At 64.3% G+C, this 16,635-nt stretch carries 19 protein-coding genes; 8 read left to right on the top strand and 11 right to left on the bottom strand.

All coding sequences use genetic code 11. The annotated features are described in order from the left end of the window. Window positions 1–98 precede the first annotated feature (98 nt). A complete protein-coding gene (locus ORS3428_RS06065; RefSeq protein WP_071095659.1) occupies window positions 99–494 on the top strand; it encodes an acyl-CoA thioesterase in 396 nt (131 codons plus the stop codon). A gap of 488 nt (window positions 495–982) precedes the next feature. Here the strand turns inward: ORS3428_RS06065 and ORS3428_RS06060 are convergent, their stop codons facing one another. Beyond that, window positions 983–1,351 carry a winged helix-turn-helix transcriptional regulator gene (locus ORS3428_RS06060; protein ID WP_071095657.1) on the bottom strand — a complete coding sequence of 123 codons (369 nt, stop codon included), beginning with the start codon at window positions 1,349–1,351 and terminating at the stop codon, window positions 983–985. 90 nt (window positions 1,352–1,441) lie between these two features. Here ORS3428_RS06060 and ORS3428_RS06055 point away from each other — a divergent pair, with 90 nt between their 5' ends. Continuing rightward, complete coding sequence (locus ORS3428_RS06055; RefSeq protein ID WP_071095500.1) at window positions 1,442–2,047, top strand: NADPH-dependent FMN reductase; 606 nt, start codon at window positions 1,442–1,444, stop codon at window positions 2,045–2,047. A 75-nt stretch (window positions 2,048–2,122) separates the two neighbouring features. Here the strand turns inward: ORS3428_RS06055 and ORS3428_RS06050 are convergent, their stop codons facing one another. Further along, complete coding sequence (locus tag ORS3428_RS06050) at window positions 2,123–2,515, bottom strand: winged helix-turn-helix transcriptional regulator (protein ID WP_071095498.1); 393 nt, start codon at window positions 2,513–2,515, stop codon at window positions 2,123–2,125. Between the two features lie 97 nt (window positions 2,516–2,612). On the opposite strand from ORS3428_RS06050, the gene ORS3428_RS06045 reads away from it, so the two are divergent. After that, window positions 2,613–3,590 (top strand): quinone oxidoreductase family protein, encoded by a 978-nt coding sequence (locus tag ORS3428_RS06045; RefSeq protein WP_071095497.1) that lies wholly within the window; start codon window positions 2,613–2,615, stop codon window positions 3,588–3,590. Between the two features lie 333 nt (window positions 3,591–3,923). On the opposite strand, the gene ORS3428_RS06040 is transcribed toward ORS3428_RS06045, so the two are convergent. The 5 genes from ORS3428_RS06040 to ORS3428_RS06020 all read right to left on the bottom strand — a co-directional run bounded on the left by ORS3428_RS06040 (window position 3,924) and on the right by ORS3428_RS06020 (window position 8,579). After that, on the bottom strand, window positions 3,924–5,237 hold the full coding sequence (locus ORS3428_RS06040) for a hemolysin family protein (RefSeq protein ID WP_071095496.1): 1,314 nt from the start codon (window positions 5,235–5,237) through the stop codon (window positions 3,924–3,926). 102 nt (window positions 5,238–5,339) lie between these two features. Further along, window positions 5,340–6,044, bottom strand: coding sequence for an LssY C-terminal domain-containing protein (locus ORS3428_RS06035; protein WP_071095495.1), 705 nt, complete (start codon window positions 6,042–6,044; stop codon window positions 5,340–5,342). Window positions 6,045–6,210: 166 nt separating this feature from the next. Next, entirely contained in the window at window positions 6,211–7,035 is an 825-nt protein-coding gene (locus tag ORS3428_RS06030) for an extensin-like domain-containing protein (protein ID WP_071095494.1), read from the bottom strand. A gap of 114 nt (window positions 7,036–7,149) precedes the next feature. Next, window positions 7,150–8,001, bottom strand: a complete 852-nt coding sequence (locus ORS3428_RS06025) for an extensin family protein (RefSeq protein ID WP_443136841.1) — start codon at window positions 7,999–8,001, stop codon at window positions 7,150–7,152. Between the two features lie 152 nt (window positions 8,002–8,153). Beyond that, window positions 8,154–8,579 (bottom strand): DUF3775 domain-containing protein, encoded by a 426-nt coding sequence (locus tag ORS3428_RS06020; RefSeq protein ID WP_071095492.1) that lies wholly within the window; start codon window positions 8,577–8,579, stop codon window positions 8,154–8,156. 183 nt (window positions 8,580–8,762) lie between these two features. Between ORS3428_RS06020 and ORS3428_RS06015 the strand changes: the two genes are divergently transcribed. Together ORS3428_RS06015 and greA are read left to right on the top strand one after the other, a co-directional pair. Further along, window positions 8,763–9,299, top strand: coding sequence for a tetratricopeptide repeat protein (locus tag ORS3428_RS06015; protein ID WP_071095490.1), 537 nt, complete (start codon window positions 8,763–8,765; stop codon window positions 9,297–9,299). Window positions 9,300–9,564: 265 nt separating this feature from the next. Continuing rightward, complete coding sequence (greA, locus tag ORS3428_RS06010) at window positions 9,565–10,038, top strand: transcription elongation factor GreA (protein ID WP_071095488.1); 474 nt, start codon at window positions 9,565–9,567, stop codon at window positions 10,036–10,038. A gap of 145 nt (window positions 10,039–10,183) precedes the next feature. Here the strand turns inward: greA and waaC are convergent, their stop codons facing one another. From waaC to rfaD, 3 genes are read right to left on the bottom strand one after another with little or no spacing between them, the layout of a single operon-like run. Further along, window positions 10,184–11,185, bottom strand: coding sequence for a lipopolysaccharide heptosyltransferase I (waaC, locus tag ORS3428_RS06005; RefSeq protein WP_071095485.1), 1,002 nt, complete (start codon window positions 11,183–11,185; stop codon window positions 10,184–10,186). Continuing rightward, window positions 11,182–12,189: a lipopolysaccharide heptosyltransferase II gene (gene waaF / locus ORS3428_RS06000; protein ID WP_071095484.1), complete on the bottom strand. Its 1,008-nt coding sequence runs from the start codon at window positions 12,187–12,189 to the stop codon at window positions 11,182–11,184. Before waaF ends, waaC begins: the two co-directional genes overlap by 4 nt. Continuing rightward, window positions 12,162–13,112 (bottom strand): ADP-glyceromanno-heptose 6-epimerase, encoded by a 951-nt coding sequence (rfaD, locus tag ORS3428_RS05995; RefSeq protein ID WP_071095482.1) that lies wholly within the window; start codon window positions 13,110–13,112, stop codon window positions 12,162–12,164. The genes waaF and rfaD overlap by 28 nt, the downstream gene beginning before the upstream one ends. A gap of 267 nt (window positions 13,113–13,379) precedes the next feature. On the opposite strand from rfaD, the gene rfaE1 reads away from it, so the two are divergent. From rfaE1 to ORS3428_RS05980, 3 genes are read left to right on the top strand one after another with little or no spacing between them, the layout of a single operon-like run. Next, the gene (gene rfaE1, locus ORS3428_RS05990) at window positions 13,380–14,864 is read left to right on the top strand and encodes a D-glycero-beta-D-manno-heptose-7-phosphate kinase (RefSeq protein ID WP_071095480.1); all 1,485 of its coding nucleotides are present in this window, start codon (window positions 13,380–13,382) and stop codon (window positions 14,862–14,864) included. 7 nt (window positions 14,865–14,871) lie between these two features. After that, window positions 14,872–15,444, top strand: coding sequence for a D-sedoheptulose-7-phosphate isomerase (locus tag ORS3428_RS05985; protein ID WP_071095478.1), 573 nt, complete (start codon window positions 14,872–14,874; stop codon window positions 15,442–15,444). Further along, window positions 15,437–16,069, top strand: coding sequence for a D-glycero-alpha-D-manno-heptose-1,7-bisphosphate 7-phosphatase (locus ORS3428_RS05980; protein WP_071095476.1), 633 nt, complete (start codon window positions 15,437–15,439; stop codon window positions 16,067–16,069). Before ORS3428_RS05985 ends, ORS3428_RS05980 begins: the two co-directional genes overlap by 8 nt. Window positions 16,070–16,146: 77 nt before the next feature. Here ORS3428_RS05980 and ORS3428_RS05975 read toward each other — a convergent pair whose 3' ends face one another. Beyond that, window positions 16,147–16,623 carry an Lrp/AsnC family transcriptional regulator gene (locus tag ORS3428_RS05975; RefSeq protein WP_071095474.1) on the bottom strand — a complete coding sequence of 159 codons (477 nt, stop codon included), beginning with the start codon at window positions 16,621–16,623 and terminating at the stop codon, window positions 16,147–16,149. Window positions 16,624–16,635 lie beyond the last annotated feature (12 nt).

The following is a 16,635-nucleotide window of genomic DNA, read 5'->3' as shown; positions in this document are numbered from 1 at the left end:
AGCGACCGAGCAGCGGCGGGCTTCGCTTCGACGGAGCTTGCGACATGGCAACCGCATTGCTACCGGTTCAGGGAGAGCGTTGGTTGAAGGACCTCCTCATGGTGCACTACCCGGACGGAAAGCCGCTCGGCGATCTGACATTGAGAACACTCGCCATGCCRTCCGACGCTAATGCCGCCGGCGACATCTTCGGCGGCTGGGTCATGGCGCAGATGGACCTTGCCTGCGGCATCCGCGCGGCCGAGCGCGCCAAGGGCCGCGTGGTGACGGCGGCGGTAAAGGAGATGTCCTTCGCCAAGCCGATGAAGATCGGCGACACGCTCTGCATCTATACCCATGTCGAGCGCGTCGGCCGCACCTCGATGACGTTGAAGGTCGAAGCCTGGGCGCAGCGCTACCTTTCCGACCTGATGGAGAAGGTCACCCATGCCGATTTCGTCATGGTGGCGCTCGATGGCGAGGGCAAGCCGAAGCCGGTTCCGGCCGAAAGCTGACGGAAGACGATTCTCCCACCGCCAGGCTTTGTAACATTGTCCGCGCGAAACATGCGCTTCGCGACATCCTGTGGTTGCCTTCACGCTGAATTYTGCGGGCGTTGGAGGAAAGACAATGCGTCAACACCTGCTGAACGGCTGGCTCGTGGCAGCCCTTCTCGCACTGGTCTGCCTGCTTGGCATAACGGCCTATGTTGAGGTCAGGAACAAACTGCCTCATGCCGCTTGTGTGCACGTCAGTGGGGGTGTCAAGGCGCCRGTCGCGAGGTGTGAACGCTGCGACCCGACTCTATGCGCTCACGTCGCGCAAAGGGCTTGAATGGGTGGTCGGAACACGACTGTCGTCGTCGGATCCGATCAGGCTTTCCGACGTATTGCCCTGGATCAAGACAGGTCGGAGAACVCTCTCTGGCTAAACGGGGACCTTGACTTGAAAGAGGCGGCGCCTTCCGCCGCGCAACTTCCCAACCCCTTGCGTCGCAGGGGTTTCAGGCATGCTGGCTGTCGAATTTCGCGCGCGCTGCCTTGACCCGTTCGGTGTTCTTTCGGGCCCATGCGCCGAGCGCGCCGACCGGCACGAGCAGCTCGTGACCGAGCTCGGTAAGGTCGTAGTCGACACGCGGCGGAATGGTCGGGAACACCTTGCGCGTGACAAAGCCGTCACGCTCCAAACCCCGCAAGGTTGTGGTCAGCATCTTCTGCGAAATGCCGCCGACGGCCGCGCGCAATTCGTTGAAGCGCATCGGTCCGCCGCCCAGCTTGCCGACCACGARCACCGTCCATTTGTCGCCGACCCGTTGCAGGATTTCCGACACGGCGCGGCAGTCCTCGGTGTTATGCGGGTGCCTCAGTAACAAAAATGTGCCTCCTTGCATCCGGCATTGTCWGTATCACATATAGCGCCGGTATCCAAACGATACCAGAAATTCCCGCAAGGAGAGCCCCATATGTCCAAGCCTAAAATCGCCATCGTCGTCGGTTCGACGCGCGCCGCCCGTTTCGCCGACGTGCCGACGCAGTGGATCGCCAAGATTGCCAAGGCRCATGCCGATATCGACGTCGAAGTGGTCGATCTGCGCGACTTCCCGCTGCCCTTCTTCGACGAGGTCGCTTCCTCCGCCTGGGCGCCGTCGCAGAACGAGGTGGCGCAGCGCTGGCAGAAGAAGGTGGCCGAGTTCGACGGCTTCATCTTCACCGCTGCCGAATACAATCACGGCCCGACCGCCGTTCTGAAGAACGCGATCGACTACGCCGCCAATGAATGGAACAAGAAGCCGGCTGGTTTCGTCGGCTACGGCAGCGTCGGCGGCTCGCGCGCTGTGGAACAGCTCCGGCTGCATGCCGTCGAGCTGCAGATGGCGCCGGTCAAGTCGGCCGTCCACATTGCCTGGGGCGATTTCCTGGCCGTCCGTCAGGGCGACAAGAAGCTCGAGGACATCGAACACCTGAACCAAGCTGGCGCAGCGCTTGTCAACGACGTTGCCTGGTGGGCCAAGGTGCTCAAGGCGGCTCGTGCGGCCGACGCGATTGACGCGGAAGCCAAGGCCGCCTGATCGGCCGCAGCAGGATCATCCTCCCAATCATCCTCTTAAGATTGTGTTCCAAGGGCGGCGCTTGCGCCGCCCTTTTCAATTCGCGGGAGCCTCAGCCGCTGGCCTCGGCCTGATGATGCAGTCGGCAAGCCGGTCCCGCTCGTTCAACTCGTCGGCGTGATGCTGACCCCATTGGCAAAGCGCCAAAAGAATCGGTTCGAGGCTGAGGCCGAGAGGCGTTGCGGAATATTCGACGCGTGCCGGGATCTCGGCAAAGATCTCGCGGCTGACCAGACCGTGCTCTTCCATCTCGCGCAGCTGATCGATCAGCACTTTCTGGGCGATGCCGGGCATCAGCGCCTTGAGCGCCGAGAGCCGGCGAGGGCGATCGAAAAGATAGTAAAGGATCACCGCTTTCCAGCGGYCGGAGATCACCTTCAGGGCGCGCTCCGCCGGCAGCATCGGCAGCCTCTTGATTGTTCGGGCCATGGTCACCTCCTGGTGAGCAGCGGACAAATCCGTGTGTAGCGGCGATAGGCCAGATAGTGGCAAAGCGCGGCCGATGCCATAGCGATCGGAGCCTGCCATGAGAGCCGTTCAATTCACCCGCTTCGGCGGTCCGGAGGTGCTGGAAGTCGTCGACACCCCAACACCCGTCGCGGGCGCGGGCGAAGTCCTGATTAAGGTCGGCGCGGCCGGCATCAACTTCTTCGAAGTGCTGATGCGGGCCGATCGCTACGCGGTCACGCCGGGCCTGCCGATGTTCCCCGGCGTCGAGGCTGCCGGCACCATCGAGGCGGTCGGCGAGGGCGTGGACCCTCGACTGCTGGCGAGCCGCGTTGCGGCGCCGCTGTTTGTCTCCGACCGGCCTTTCGGCGGCTATGCGGAGYATGTGGCGATCGACGCCAACCTTGCGGTGCCGCTGCCTGAGGCGCTTTCCTTCGAAGAGGCGACCGCCCTGATGGTGCAGGGGCTGACGGCCCTGCATCTGCTTCGCCAAAGCCCTCCGGAGAGCAAGTCCTTGCTGGTGCCGGCTGCCGCGGGCGGTGTCGGCTCGCTGCTTGTGCAGTTGGCGAAAGGGCAGGGCGCGCATCGCGTCATCGCGCTGGCCGGCGGCAAGGCCAAGCGCGATCTCGTCCTGTCGCTCGGCGCCGATGCCGCCGTCGATCATCGGTCACCGAACTGGGGCGCCGAGGTCAAAGACGTTGCGAAGAGCGGCGTGGATAGGATCTACGACACGCTCGGCGGTGCGATGACCAGCGACTTTCTGGACATCCTTTCACCCGGCGGCGAGTTGGTGTTCGCGGCGCTCGGTCGGTTTGCACTTGGCGTCGGCGAGTTGGAAGCGATGATCGACCGCAACCAGTCGCTCAAGGGCTTCGCGCTGCTGCCGCTTCTGTCCGCCGACGTGCTGAAGGCGAGCCTGGCCGAACTCTTCGATCTGGCGGCGAGCGGGCGGCTGAGGGTGACAATCGGCGGCCGTTTCCCGCTCGATCAGGCCGCGGAGGCGCACCGGTTGCTGGAGGAGCGCCGTTCGACCGGCAAGGTCGTGCTGGTGCCCTAGCCGGATCTCGATGCCCGCAAGCGTCTGCTGGAACGGACGCCACCTCTCGAAAGCCATCGTCGGACGAGCGCAGACAGCGGTTCAACTGAATGTGCGCTTCGATGGCGCGAGGCAGGATCGCGGCGGCTTTCAGCCGTTTAGACTCTTTGATTTGGGATCAGGCGATATCGAGCGCAGGTTAATGGCGCCCGGTCCCAAAATCCCGGTGCATGGCCCGGCTTGCGAACCCTGTGTCTTTAAACGGAGCAAGTCGGGCTATTGCGGTGAGGAGCCGTACCGCGATAGCGGGGGGATTCCCATCGTTCCCAACGCAGCACTTTTGCGAGACATGGACTAGCGGCGTGCCATCTGGCGGTGGCCGTCCGGCAGGCGGGATGCGATCAGCTTATCGATGCGGCGGCCGTCGAGGTCGACCACTTCAAAGCGCCAGCCCTGCGCGTCGACGCATTCGCCGGTCGTGGGAAGGTGGTGCAGATGCGACAGCACGTAGCCGGCCACCGTCTCGTAGTCGCGGTTTTCCGGCAGGTCGATGCCCAGCACTTCCGCCATCTCGTCGGCCTGCATGTAGCCGGCGAGCAGCCATGAGCCGTCCTCCCGCTTGACGGCGTTCTCTGCCTCGCCGGCCTCGAGGTCCGAGCGGAAGACGCCGGTGATCGCCTCCAGGATGTCCGCCGGGGTTACGATGCCTTCGAAATGGCCGTACTCGTCATGGACGAGCGCCATCGGCACATCCGATTCCTTTAGCTTCGCCAGTACGTCGAGCGCATCGGCCTGGTCGTGCACGATCGGCGCGGCGCGCACGTGCTGGCGCGGCTCCAGCACCTTGCCGCCGAGGATCGCCGACAGTACGTCGCGCGTTTGGACGACGCCGACCATGGCGTCGACATTGCCGTCGCCGGCGGGCAGGCGCGAATGCTGCGTCTCCATCAACAGCCGCCTGATGGCCGCCTCGTCGGATTGCAGGTTGATCCAGTCGACTTCGGTGCGCGGCGTCATCACGGCGCGCACGGCGCGGTCGCCAAGCCGCATGACGCCGGCGATCATGCGCCGCTCGTCGGATTCGATCGTGCCGTGATGCTCGGCCTCGGCGACCAGCATCTTGATCTCTTCGTCGGTGACCTTCTCTTCCGCCTCGCCGGACTGGCCGAGCAGCCAGAGAACGGCACGGCCTGAAACGTCAAGCAGCAAGACGAGCGGCGCCGAGACGGTGGCGAGGATGGTCATCGCGGGGGCCGCCCTCACTGCGACGCGCTCCGGATCCCGTAGCGCGATCTGCTTCGGCACGAGTTCGCCGACGATCAGCGAGGCATAGGTGATGACCGCGACGACGATGCCGACGCCGACGGGGTCGGCAATGTTCTCGCGGATGCCGGCCGAGGCCAGATATTGCGCCAGTCGCTCGCCGAGCGTGGCGCCTGAAAAGGCGCCGGASAGGACGCCGACCAGGGTGATGCCGATTTGCACGGACGACAGGAACTTGCCGGGATTGGAGCCCAGCGCCAGCGCGCGGCCTGCGCCCCTGACCTTGCGGTCGATCATCGCCTTGAGGCGGGCAGGCCGCGACGAGACGATGGCGAGCTCCGACATGGCCAAAAGGCCGTTCACCAAGATGAGGGCGGCCACCACGGCGATTTCAACATAAAGCATGTGCGTCAATAGCATTGCTGCAGTGCATTCGAAAATAGTCCGCCGTTATTTTTGGAGCATGACAATTTGAGCCATCATACGGCTTGATTTGCAACGGCTTCGTCATGGCGTCTTCAAAACGCCGACCAGGGCCATGCCGTCGGTGAAATACGGATCGCCGCCGCCATTCCTGCCGTCTTTCGTCGCGCCGATTCCCGGTATTTCGCTGGTCGAGACCAGCATGCCGGCCGCGCTGAGGTCGCCGATCAGGAAATTGCGCTCGGCGTCGATGTCCGGGCCGATATGGTGGGTGATCGCGCCGGTATCGTGGCTCAGGCCGACGCCGCGGTCGAAGCTGGCGGCGCCGAGCCAGAGCGGCCGCCCGTCGTCGCCAACCGTGTTCGTCTGCCAGAAGCGGACATGGTGGCGCCGGTCCGCGCTGTCGCCGACCGGCTTCTCGAAAGCGAGGTCCTGGGCGCGGCCCTCGAACAGCAGGCGGCTCATCGGGGCGTCGGGGTAGGGGCGGGAGAACAAGACGCTTTCGCCGATGTCGATCGCCGTCCGTAGCGTGACGGCATCGGCCGTGTCCCAGCCGGCGACGGCAAAGGCATGGACGACCTCCTTCTTGGTGCCGACAAGGCCGACATTGATCGGATCGCCAGGAATGCCCTGCGGCGTATGTGTGATCATCTCGAAGCGCTGCGTGCGGAAGCCGCGCTCCCGCCAGGTCCAGAATTCCGGCGCGGCGAGATAGGCAAATGCCAGATAGAAGGCGCAGAAGGCCGCCAGCCAGAGGGCCGCGCGCCGCCGAAGGCTTCGCTTACCCACGAAAGACCACTCCGAGGCCCATGCGCGACCACTCTACGCGGTCTTGCTCGGATTGGGCAGGGGATGCCCGCGCGGTTCAGCGATCGGCAATCGCTGAACCGCTCTACCTATTTGGTCTTGCGCAGTTCCGGACGGGAAAACCGCCGCGCACTTTTGGGATCATGCTCTAACGGCAGGCACGATAGCCGTTCCGGCGGTTCTTAATGTCGAAATGGAAGTGGWTGCGGTGGTCGTAATTGTAGCCGGGGCCGAGCACGGTGGTGAAATACTCGCAACCGTCGGCGCGCACATTGTTGAGGAAGCCGCGGGTGCGGAAAGCGAACAGGCCGGGCTTGCGGACGTCGATATCGTCGCCATTGTTGAGCTCGATGCTCATGACGTCGAGGGCGTTGCCCTTGCCGTGTTCCGACAGGACACCTTCGCCGGCGATGTTGCGGCAGGAATAGCTCGAGCCTTGGTGGATTGCCTTGACGCCCGAGAAATAGCGCCAGCGGGCGGCGGGCACGAGCTCGTTCCTGGTCCAGGCGGCGAAGGTCGCGGCCATGTTGCAGGTCAGCGTCGCGGCCGGCTTCATCTCGACGCTGCCGATGGCCGAGACCTTGACTGGATAGTCGATACCGCACTGGCCTTCATGGATCGGCTGGACGTCGGTGTAGACGACGCCCATGCGCTTCAACTCGTTGCGGCAGTCGATCTCGCTGGCCGGCATCTGCTCGACCGGCGACATCGGCTCATCCATGCGCGGATAGGCGACCGTCGTCATATAGGGGTTGGACGGGACAAGACGCTGCATGCCGGAATATTGCGGCGCCTCGGGCACCGCGGCGGTCTGGCCTCCGACATCGACGGCCGGCTGCAGCGAGAAGACATCGCCGGTGGTGCAGCCCGACACGGCTGCGATGGCAAGCCCTGTTGCCAGCCTCGCGGCGACGACGCGCGCACGATTATTCTGTCGCGCCGCGGCAAGYATGGCGCCAAGTGTTTTGGCCATCTGAAGGCATCCTGTCCCGGATGGCACAAGTCTAGTCGGCAACAGTAAAGGAAAGATCAGCGCCGGCATTCACGCCTGAGGCCGAATTACGGCATTTGTTCTTGGCGGTCCTTCTCACTGACAGAAGGTTCCGCCGTGAGGTCGCGGCTCGAGGTCGAGATGGAAGTGCTGCGCATGGTCAGGATCGCTGCCCGGACCGAGCACCGTCTTGAACGGGCCGCAGGCCGCCTTGCGCACCGTTTCCAGGAACTTTCCATCCTGTTCGGGCGGCGCCGGGCCGATCTCGACCCGCCTGCCGTCCGACAGGGTGAAGGAGGYGATGTCGAGCGCGTTGCCGAAAGCGTGTTCCGACAGTTTTTCCGTGTCATGGCGCGGACGGCAGACGAAGGCCGAGGCCTGCGTGATCGACTTCAGATCGGCGCCGAATTCGGCCTTCGCCGCCGGCTGGATGACATCGGCGGCAAAGCGCGCGGCCGCCTCGGCCATTTGGCAATTGAGTTCGGTGCTGGAATTGATGCTGATCGATTTGCCGAGCGTTTTCAGAACGATAGGGTAGGGGATCGAGCAGCCGATCGCCGCATCATGCTCGGCCTTGTGCTCCTCGAATTCGACGCCGATCGCCTTCAGCCGCTCGCGACACGCCACTTCCTCTTCCGGCATTTTGGYGGCGGGCAGTTCAGCGGAACGCGGATCGGGAGGCGGCTTCTCCTGGGGCGCCTGTGCGGGTTTCTCCGGCGGCTTTGGTGCGGCGGCGGGCGGTTCCGGTTCCAATTCGGCCGGCTTTTCCGGCGGCGTCGGGGCAACCGCCGGCATCTGCGGTTCGACCCGCGGCTCTCGATCGGGCTTTCCAGCAGGGCGCGGCTCGGGAATGGGTGCGGTCGCGGGTGKTTCCGGTGTCGGCGCGGTCTGGCTGGCCGGCGGCAAATGGTTCTTGTGGGGCCAGTAACGGTGGTGTTGCCGGGCCATGGCGGATGTGACCAGCAGGGTCGCCGCCGCCAAGGGCAGCGCCAGTCTGCAAAATCCGGAAAAGCTCGGTGTTGGCATCGCCCGGAAACGGCGCCGGCATGGCAAGGTTGCCTTGCGAGGGCGGCGTCCCAATCAATATCAATTACCGGCCGTCACGCGCCGATCGCCTCCAGGCCTCCCTCCAGCCAGTCGGCGAGTTGCGGCAGTCCGAGCAGGTATTTTGCGATGCGCTTGTTGGYGCGCTCGCGCGCCGCAGCCACCGCGTCGATCCATTCGGACGCGTCATAATCGCCACGACCGATCCAGGCCAGCGCCACGAGGTCAGCCGCTTCATCGACATTGAGATCGTCGATCAGCTCGCGGAACTCCTCCTCGGTGAGGTTTTCAGAGGCTTCTTCGATCAGGCCGTCGTGATGGTGGTTGTCGTGCGTGTCGCCATCGAACTCGACCTCGTGCTCTGCGCCGTCATCATAATCCTCGTTGACGGCGGCGCTGAGCGCCTTGGCCTTGAGGATGAAGAGGCGCACCGTGTCGGGGTCGATCGAAAGCTCCCATTCTTTCTCGAGGCGTTGCTGCACGGGCTCTTCTCCACGTAAAGCGCTCGGCCGATGATAGCGGATTTGCGGCGCGCGTCACGTCCGTTCACAAAACGCGATGACTCGTTGCGGACGCGCAAAATAGTTGGCTGCCGCCAGCTTCAGGGGATGAAACCGCATCGAGGYGGCGTTAGTCTGGCATTGTCACGCTCACGGAGGCTCTCGATGCGCAGACGTTTGCTTATCCAGGTCATGGCTGTTGCTGCCTTGCCGCTGTTCGCGGCGCCAGCATTCACGGCCGGTCAAAGCGGTGGTAGCAGCGGTCAGACAACCACTCAATGCAAGAAAGGTGAGGTCTGGGACAAGAAGAAGAAGAAATGCGTAGCACCGCAGCAAGGCATGCTGGATGACGACAGCATCTACGAAGCAGGCCACGACCTTGCGATGGCCGGGCGCTATGACGAGGCGATCTCAGTGCTGACGCTCGCCGCCAACAAGCAGGATCCGCGCATCCTCAACTATCTCGGCTATTCGCATCGCCATTCGGGCCGCATCACGGTCGGTCTCGGCTATTATGAGGAAGCGCTCCGCATCGACCCGGACTATACGCTGGTGCGCGAGTATCTCGGCGAGGCTCATCTGCAGATCGGCGATCTTGCCGGCGCGCAGGAGCAGCTGAATGAAATCGAGAAGCGGACCGGCAAGGGCTCGCGCGAATACGGCATGCTGTCCGAGCAGATCGATCATTTCCTGAGGAGCTGATTCGAGCGGCGACCCAACCGGCTGCGAGCGTCGCAGCCGGTTTTTGCTGTCGCTTGCTGCGTTAGCCGCCTACGCTTTCGCGAAAGCGGTGGTGATTTTGCCGAACTTCATTTTAGGACGTGAAAATCGCGCGAAGATCGCTATATTGAGGGAAATTGTGGTGAAACGGTTCCGTTAGCCCGAGGCTGCCGGACCGTTTTCTTTTTGTACCCGTCGACAAGGCCGCTCCCGATGACCGGGAGTGGCGGCAGGAAAGGTCTGGTATATGAACAAGGTCCCGATGACAGGCGAGGGGTTCGCGTCATTGAAGGAAGAACTGCGCTGGCGCCAGCAGGAAGAGCGTCCACGCATCATCGAGGCGATTTCCGAAGCGCGCTCGCATGGCGACCTTTCCGAAAATGCCGAATATCATGCGGCGAAAGAGGCTCAGAGCCACAATGAGGGCCGCATCAACGAGCTCGAAGACCTGATCGCGCGAGCCGACGTCATCGACGTCTCGAAGCTCAGCGGCGACAAGGTGAAGTTCGGTGCGACTGTCGTGCTGGTCGACGAGGACACCGAGGAAAAGAAGACCTACCAGATCGTCGGCGACCAGGAAGCTGACGTGAAATCCGGCCGCATATCGATCTCCTCGCCAATCGCGCGCGCGTTGATCGGCAAGGAAGTCGGCGATGCCGTCGAGGTTAACGCCCCCGGCGGCGCGCGGGGATACGAGATCGTCCAGGTGCAGTTCATTTGAGCCCTCAATCTCCCCCTTGGGGGAGAAAGCGATTTCAACATCTTAGCCGAAGGCTAAGTGTTAGAAATCGCAAGAGAGGGGATTTCGTAAGGCGCAACCCCCTCTCTTGGATTTTCTACGACTTAGCCTCCGCGAAGTGCTCCGGCTAAGGTCCTGAAAATCCGTTCTCCCCCACCAAGGGGGAGATAGCGCGCTGTGCCAGCAGCCTTTCAGCCTCTTCCATCACCTCAGCCGGCGTGACCTTGCCGCCGGCGGACGCCAGCAAGGTGGAGGAGAACGGCCCGCGCGGGCCCGTCAGACCCGGCTCCGTCGCCAGAAATATGGCAACCGTAGGCAGGGCGAAGGCGCTGGCGAGATGGGTGAGGCCGGTGTCGGCGCCGACGACGAGGGTCGACCGGCCGAGGATCGCGGCGATGTCCGAGAGCGGCGATCTGGGGATCAGCACAGTGTTCGGCACGGCGCCGGCGATTGCCTCGGCGACGCGCTTTTCCGCTTCGTTCGACCAGGTGACGACCGGGGTGAATTGCCTGGAAGCCAATCGGCGCGCCGTCCCGAYCCAATCATCGACCGGCCATTTCTTGTCCTCGCGGCTGGTGYCGTGCAGCAGGAAAGCAAGCTTGCCGTCAAGGCGGGGAAAGCTGCCTGTCGGCGGCACAATCCCGGAACCAAGGCGCGACAGATCGGGCTCGTAGCCAAGCGCCAGTCCGAACAGCCGCCGCGTGCGCTCAATAGCATGCAGGTCGCGCGGCACCGCGTATTTGCGGCCGTAGAACAGCGTCGCCGAGGGTTCGCGGGCGCTTGTGCGGTCGAAGCCGGCAATCGGCGCGCTCGCCTGCCTGGCGACCACGGCCGACTTCAACAGCCCCTGGGCGTCGATGACCAAATCATAATGCGCGGCGCGTAACGCGTGGCGCAGGCCGGCCATTTCCCGCCATGTGCCTCGGTCAAGCGGCGTCTTGCGCCAGCGCCGGATCGCGACTTTGTGGATGGACTTTATCGCCGGGTGCAAAGCGACGATGCCGGCAAAGGATTCCTCCACGCACCAGTCGAAGCTGACGTTGGGGCGATTGTGGAGCGCGTCCTCGACAGCCGGGAACGTGTGGATGACATCACCCATCGATGACGTCTTGACGATCAGCACTTTCATGCGGCCGCGGGAAGCTTGAGCAGCCGGTCGGCCGCGGCGGCGACCCGCGCGACATCGAGCGTCTTCAGGCAGTTGAGATGGCCGAGCGGGCAGACCTTGCTGTGGCAGGGAGAGCAGGAAAGCTGCAGCCAGACCAGCTCCGAACGTTCCGTCAGCGGCGGTGTGTTCTCGGGCGACGTCGAGCCATAGACGGCGACGATCGGGGTGCCGACGGCGGCTGCGACGTGCATGAGCCCGCTGTCGTTCGACACGGCGAGCTTCGCCGCGCCGATCAGGTCTATGGCGTCCTCCAGTTGAGTCTGGCCGGCCAAATCGACGGCGCCCGGCGCGAGCCTGGCGATCTCACTGGTCACCGCGGCGTCGTTCTTCGAGCCGAGCAGGGCGACGCCCAGGCCCTTTGCCATCATCCCCCGGGCGAGCTCGGCATAATGCTCGCTCGGCCAGCGTTTTGCCGGGCCGAACTCGGCGCCCGGCATCAGAGCGACGAACTCCTCTGCCTGCAATCCGAACCGCGTAAGCAGGTCCGCCTGGTTGGCTGTATTGACCGCGAGCTTGGGCGGGCGAAACGTGCCGCCGCGGGCCAGGCCGAAATAGGCCCGTGCCGTTCGCCGCTTGAGGGTATCCGGCAGGGGCACGATGTCGGTCAGCAGGCCGTAGCGCATTTCCCTTAAATTGCCGACGCGTCGCGGAATGCGGGCAAAGAACGGAATCAGCGCCGATTTCCAGCTTCCGGGCAGCACGTAGGCCATGTCGTAGCGGCCGCGCAGCAGACGCCCGAAACGCATGCGGCTGCGGAATTCGAGCGCGCCGGGCATCAGCGGGAAATCGATCTGACGGCGTATTTCGGGCATGCGCTTGACCAGGGGGGTGGCCCAGCTGGGCGCCAGCACGTCGATCGCGGCGTCCGGGTGCYTTTCCTTCAGCGCCGCAAACAGGCACTGCGCCATGACCATGTCGCCCACCCAGCGTGGGCCGATCACGAGGATCGTTGGGCTTTCAGCCATTGGACGTAGTCTCTGACCCCGGTTTCGACGGTCCGGAATTGGCCATTGTAGCCGGCCGCGCGCAGGCGGGACATATCAGCCTGCGTGAAACTCTGATAGCTGCCCTTGAGGTGGTCGGGGAAGGGGATGTACTCGATATCGCCTTTGCCGAGCGTCTCGATCACCGTCTCGGCAATGGCGCGAAACGGCTGGGCACGGCCGGTGCCGCAGTTGAAGATGCCGCTCAATCCGCGCTTCCAAAGCCACAGATTGACATCGGCAACGTCACCGACATGGATGAAGTCGCGGCTTTGCTCGCCCGGGCCAAAGCCGCCGTAGGCTCCGAACAGTTTCGGGTTCTGGCCTTGTTCGACCTGGTTGAACAGATGGTAGGCGACCGAGGCCATGGCGCCCTTGTGCGCCTCGCGCGGGCCGTAGACGTTGAAATAGCGCAGGCCTRCCACTTGCGAATGGTCGGTGTCGAAGACGTTGCGGCGAACGTAGTCGTCGAAGAGCTTTTTGGAATAGGCGTAGACGTTGAGCGGCCGCTCGAACTCAGRCTCCTCGCGGAACTCGCTGCCGCCGCCATAGACCGAGGCCGAGGAGGCATAAAGGAAAGGCACGCGCAGCGCGAGGCAGGCRTGGAGCAGCCGCTTCGAATAGGCGTAGTTCACCTCCATCATGAACTTGCCGTTCCATTCGGTCGTGGTCGAGCAGGCGCCCTGGTGGAAGACGGCCTCGATGCGGCCGAGCCCGCCATCCTCGAGCCGRGTCAGAAAATCGTCCTTGTCGAGATAGTCGGCGATATGGAGATCGGCCAGGTTGGCGATCTTGTGACCGTCGGTCAGGTCGTCGACGACGACGATGTCGTCATGCCCTTCGGCATTCAGCGCGGCGACGATGTTGGAGCCGATCATGCCGGCGCCGCCCGTGACGATGATCATGAAGGCCTCTGTTCCGTTGCCGATTCCGGCCCTTATAGGGGACGCCGACGGGAGTGTCGATAAAGCACGTCAAACCCATGTCGGAGGCTCGCTCGGTCACAGTCGCGCCGCAAAGCTCACGCTTCACTCGCGCGTGCCRTCGCCATCCTGCCTCCAAGCCCGCCGTTGCGCTGGCCCGAATTGCGGTATATCGGCATCGCGAAGAACGACGGGCGCCGGATTTTCCGGCGCTGAGATCAACCAGCCTTTCGGGCGCGTGCCAGTGAGATGATCAAGCACCATCTGCCTTCCCCGGAGCCTTTGCATCGCACCATCGCCCGCTTTGGCGACGTCACCGTGCTGGTGGTCGGCGACTTCATCCTCGACCGCTTCGTCAGCGGGGTCATCGAGCGTATCTCGCCCGAGGCGCCGATCCCGGTGCTGCATGGAAAGGGCGAGATGCTGGCCATGGGCGGCGCCGGCAACGTCGTTTCCAACATCGTTTCGCTGGGTGCCGCCGCAATTCCGGTCTCGGTGATCGGTGCCGACAAGGCCGGCGACAACCTTCTGCGCATGCTCGGCGATCTCGGCGCCGACACCGACGGCCTAGTACAACGGCAGGACCGCATGACTTCGTCGAAGAGCCGCTTCAGCGCGCTCAATCAGCAGGTGCTGCGTTTCGACGAGGAGGAGATCAAGCCGTTATCCCGCAGCGAGCGGGCGACGCTTGTCGAGCATTTCCAGGCCGCGCTTGCGCGTGCCGACATCGTTATCCTGTCCGACTACGGCAAGGGCATCCTGCTCGACGGCGTGGCGGCAGAACTGATTGCGATCTGCCGCGACGCCGGAAAGCCGGTGCTGGTCGACCCGAAGGGCCGCGACTATGCGCGCTACGCCGGGGCGACCGCAGTCACGCCCAACCGCAAGGAGCTTGGCGAGGCGGTCGGGCGCGCCGTGTTCGGCGATAACGAGATCGTGGCCGCGGCGCGGGACCTGATCGCGGCGCATGACTTCGAGTTCATCGTCGCCACGCGCAGCGAAAAGGGCATGAGCGTGGTCACGGCGGAGGATGCCCGCCATATCGCCACGCAGGCGCGCGAAGTGTTCGACGTTTCCGGCGCCGGCGACACGGTTATCGCTTCCTTCGCGCTTTCGCTCGCCGCGGGCGCCGACCGGGTCCATGCCGCCGTCATCGCCAACGCCGCCGGCGGCGTCGTGGTCGGCAAGCGCGGCACGGCGCGGCTCACCGTCGAGGAACTTTCGGGCGCGCTGTTCCGCTCGCACGGGCCGGTTGTTCATCAGGATGCCGTTCTGGACGCCAGCGCGGCGGCGAGAATGGTCGCCGCCTGGAAAGCGGAGGGGCTGACCGTCGGCTTCACCAATGGCTGCTTCGACATCCTGCATGCCGGCCATGTCAGCCTGCTGCATGCCGCCCGCAGCCAGTGCGACCGGCTGGTGCTCGGTCTCAACAGCGATGCCTCGGTGCGAAGGCTGAAAGGGCCTGGGCGCCCCGTCAACGACCAGCACGACCGGGCCTGCGTGCTGGCGGCGCTCGCCTCGGTCGATGCGGTCGTCGTCTTCGAGGAGGACACTCCGCTCAAGCTGATCGAAGCGCTGCAGCCCGACATTCTGGTCAAGGGCGCGGACTACACGATCGAGACCGTGGTCGGCGCTGATGTGGTGCAGAAGGCGGGCGGGCGCGTGGTGCTTGTCGACCTCGTCGCCGGCAAGAGCACGACCAACACGATCGGCAAGCTGCGCGCCGCAAACTGAGGGTTTCATGTCCGAATTGAACGACTATCTCGTCCGCTCGGCGGCGGTGATCTCGGCGATGGTCGAGCGCGACCTCACCGGTGAGATGGAACGCGCGGTCAGCACAGTCGTGACGGCACTGTCGCAAGGCAAGGCGCTGCTGATCTGCGGCAATGGCGGCTCGGCGAGCGACGCCATCCACATCGCCGGCGAACTGGTGGGTCGCTTCCTCAAGGAGCGCAAGGCCTACAATGTCATCGCGCTGCCGGCCAATGCCGCCGTGCTGACAGCCTGGGGCAACGACTACGGCTTCGACACGGTCTTCTCGCGCCAGGTCGAGGCGCACGGATCGGAAGGTGCGGTGCTGCTGGCGATCTCCACCAGCGGCAATTCGCCGAGCATCCTCGCCGCCGCGGAGCAGGCGCGGGCCATGGGCATGACGGTGATCAGCCTGACCGGGGACACCGGCGGCAAGCTCAAGCCGCTGACCGACATCCTGCTCAATGTGCCGTCGACCTCGACGCCGATCATCCAGCAGGGGCACCTCTGCCTCTACCACCATCTGTGCGAGGCGGTGGAAGCGCGTCTCAGCAATGCCTGACGACGACGCAGTCTTTCCGCTTGTCGAGCCCGGCCTCTGGGTCGAGCGGATCGGAACCAGGGCCTTTCCAGCCGGCCTGCCGGCGCTGTTTCTCGACCGCGACGGCACCATCAATGTCGATACTGGGTATCCAGACGATCCGGACGATATGGCGCTGCGCAACGGAATCGCGCCCGTAGTGGAGGCCGCGAACCGGCGAGGCATTCCGGTCGTCGTGGTCACCAACCAGTCCGGCATCGCGCGCGGCTATTTTGGCTGGGATGCGTTCGCGTCTGTCAACCGGCGGGTGCTTGAGTTGCTTGCCGAGAGGGATGCCGTCGTCGACATGGTGCTTGCATGCGCCTACCACGAGGCTGGATCGRGTCCGCTGGCGATCGCCGACCATCCGATGCGCAAGCCCAATCCGGGCATGCTCGTCGAGGCAGCCCGCCGCCTCGGCCTCGACCTGAAACGATCGCTGATCGTCGGCGACAAGCCGGCCGACATGGAAGCTGGCAAGCGCGCCGGCCTCACGCGCGGCTGGCTTGTCGACGGCAGGGCCTCAACGATGGACAGGCTTGCGGTTTTGCCGTTGCGCGACGCGCATGATCTCGACGGCCTGCTGACCGCGATAGGGTCGCTCTGATCGCATACAGATTCAACTTGGGGCGCCAGGCCGCTGGTTTTCCACCGTTTTCATCGGAAGCTGGCGCATTAAGCTAATCAAGCGGGAAAGGCCACCAATCCCTCATCCTTGACACGGCGGATGGTAAGCGCCGTCCGCACTGTGTCGACATTGGGGGCCGAGGCGAGCTCCTCGATGACGAAGGTCTGGAAGGTGCCGAGATCACTTGCCACGCAATGCAGCAGGAAATCGGATTCGCCCGACACCATCCAGGCATCGCGCACGATCGGCCACCCGCGCGTGCGCTCGGCGAATGTCTTCAGTTCGGCGTCGGCCTGATGATGCAAGCCGACTAGGCAAAAGGCGACGACATCCATGCCGAGCGCCGGCGCGTTGAGCAGCGCGCGGTAGCCGCGGATGATGCCGGCCTCCTCCAGCCGCCTGACGCGGCGCAGGCAAGGCGGCGCCGAGATGCCGACACGGTTCGACAGCTCGACGTTGGTCATGCGTCCGTCGTTCTGCAACTCGCGCAGGATCTTCCAGTCGATGGCATCGAGATCGGCTTTGAGCGGCATGATCAGGCCTCG

It is taken from the genome of Mesorhizobium sp. ORS 3428 (assembly GCF_001854785.1).
GTDB lineage: Bacteria > Pseudomonadota > Alphaproteobacteria > Rhizobiales > Rhizobiaceae > Mesorhizobium.
The sequence above is the reverse complement of the archived record's forward strand: the minus strand, read 5'-3'. Positions and strand labels throughout refer to the sequence as shown.

What these genes read in the sequence shown, in the direction of transcription:
- ORS3428_RS06015 (WP_071095490.1), top strand. Translation starts at nt 8,763, where the DNA reads ATGCGCAGACGTTTGCTTATCCAGGTCATGGCTGTTGCTGCCTTGCCG.
- greA (WP_071095488.1), top strand. Translation starts at nt 9,565, where the DNA reads ATGAACAAGGTCCCGATGACAGGCGAGGGGTTCGCGTCATTGAAGGAA.
- rfaE1 (WP_071095480.1), top strand. Translation starts at nt 13,380, where the DNA reads ATGATCAAGCACCATCTGCCTTCCCCGGAGCCTTTGCATCGCACCATC.
- ORS3428_RS05985 (WP_071095478.1), top strand. Translation starts at nt 14,872, where the DNA reads ATGTCCGAATTGAACGACTATCTCGTCCGCTCGGCGGCGGTGATCTCG.
- ORS3428_RS05975 (WP_071095474.1), bottom strand. Translation starts at nt 16,623, where the DNA reads ATGCCGCTCAAAGCCGATCTCGATGCCATCGACTGGAAGATCCTGCGC.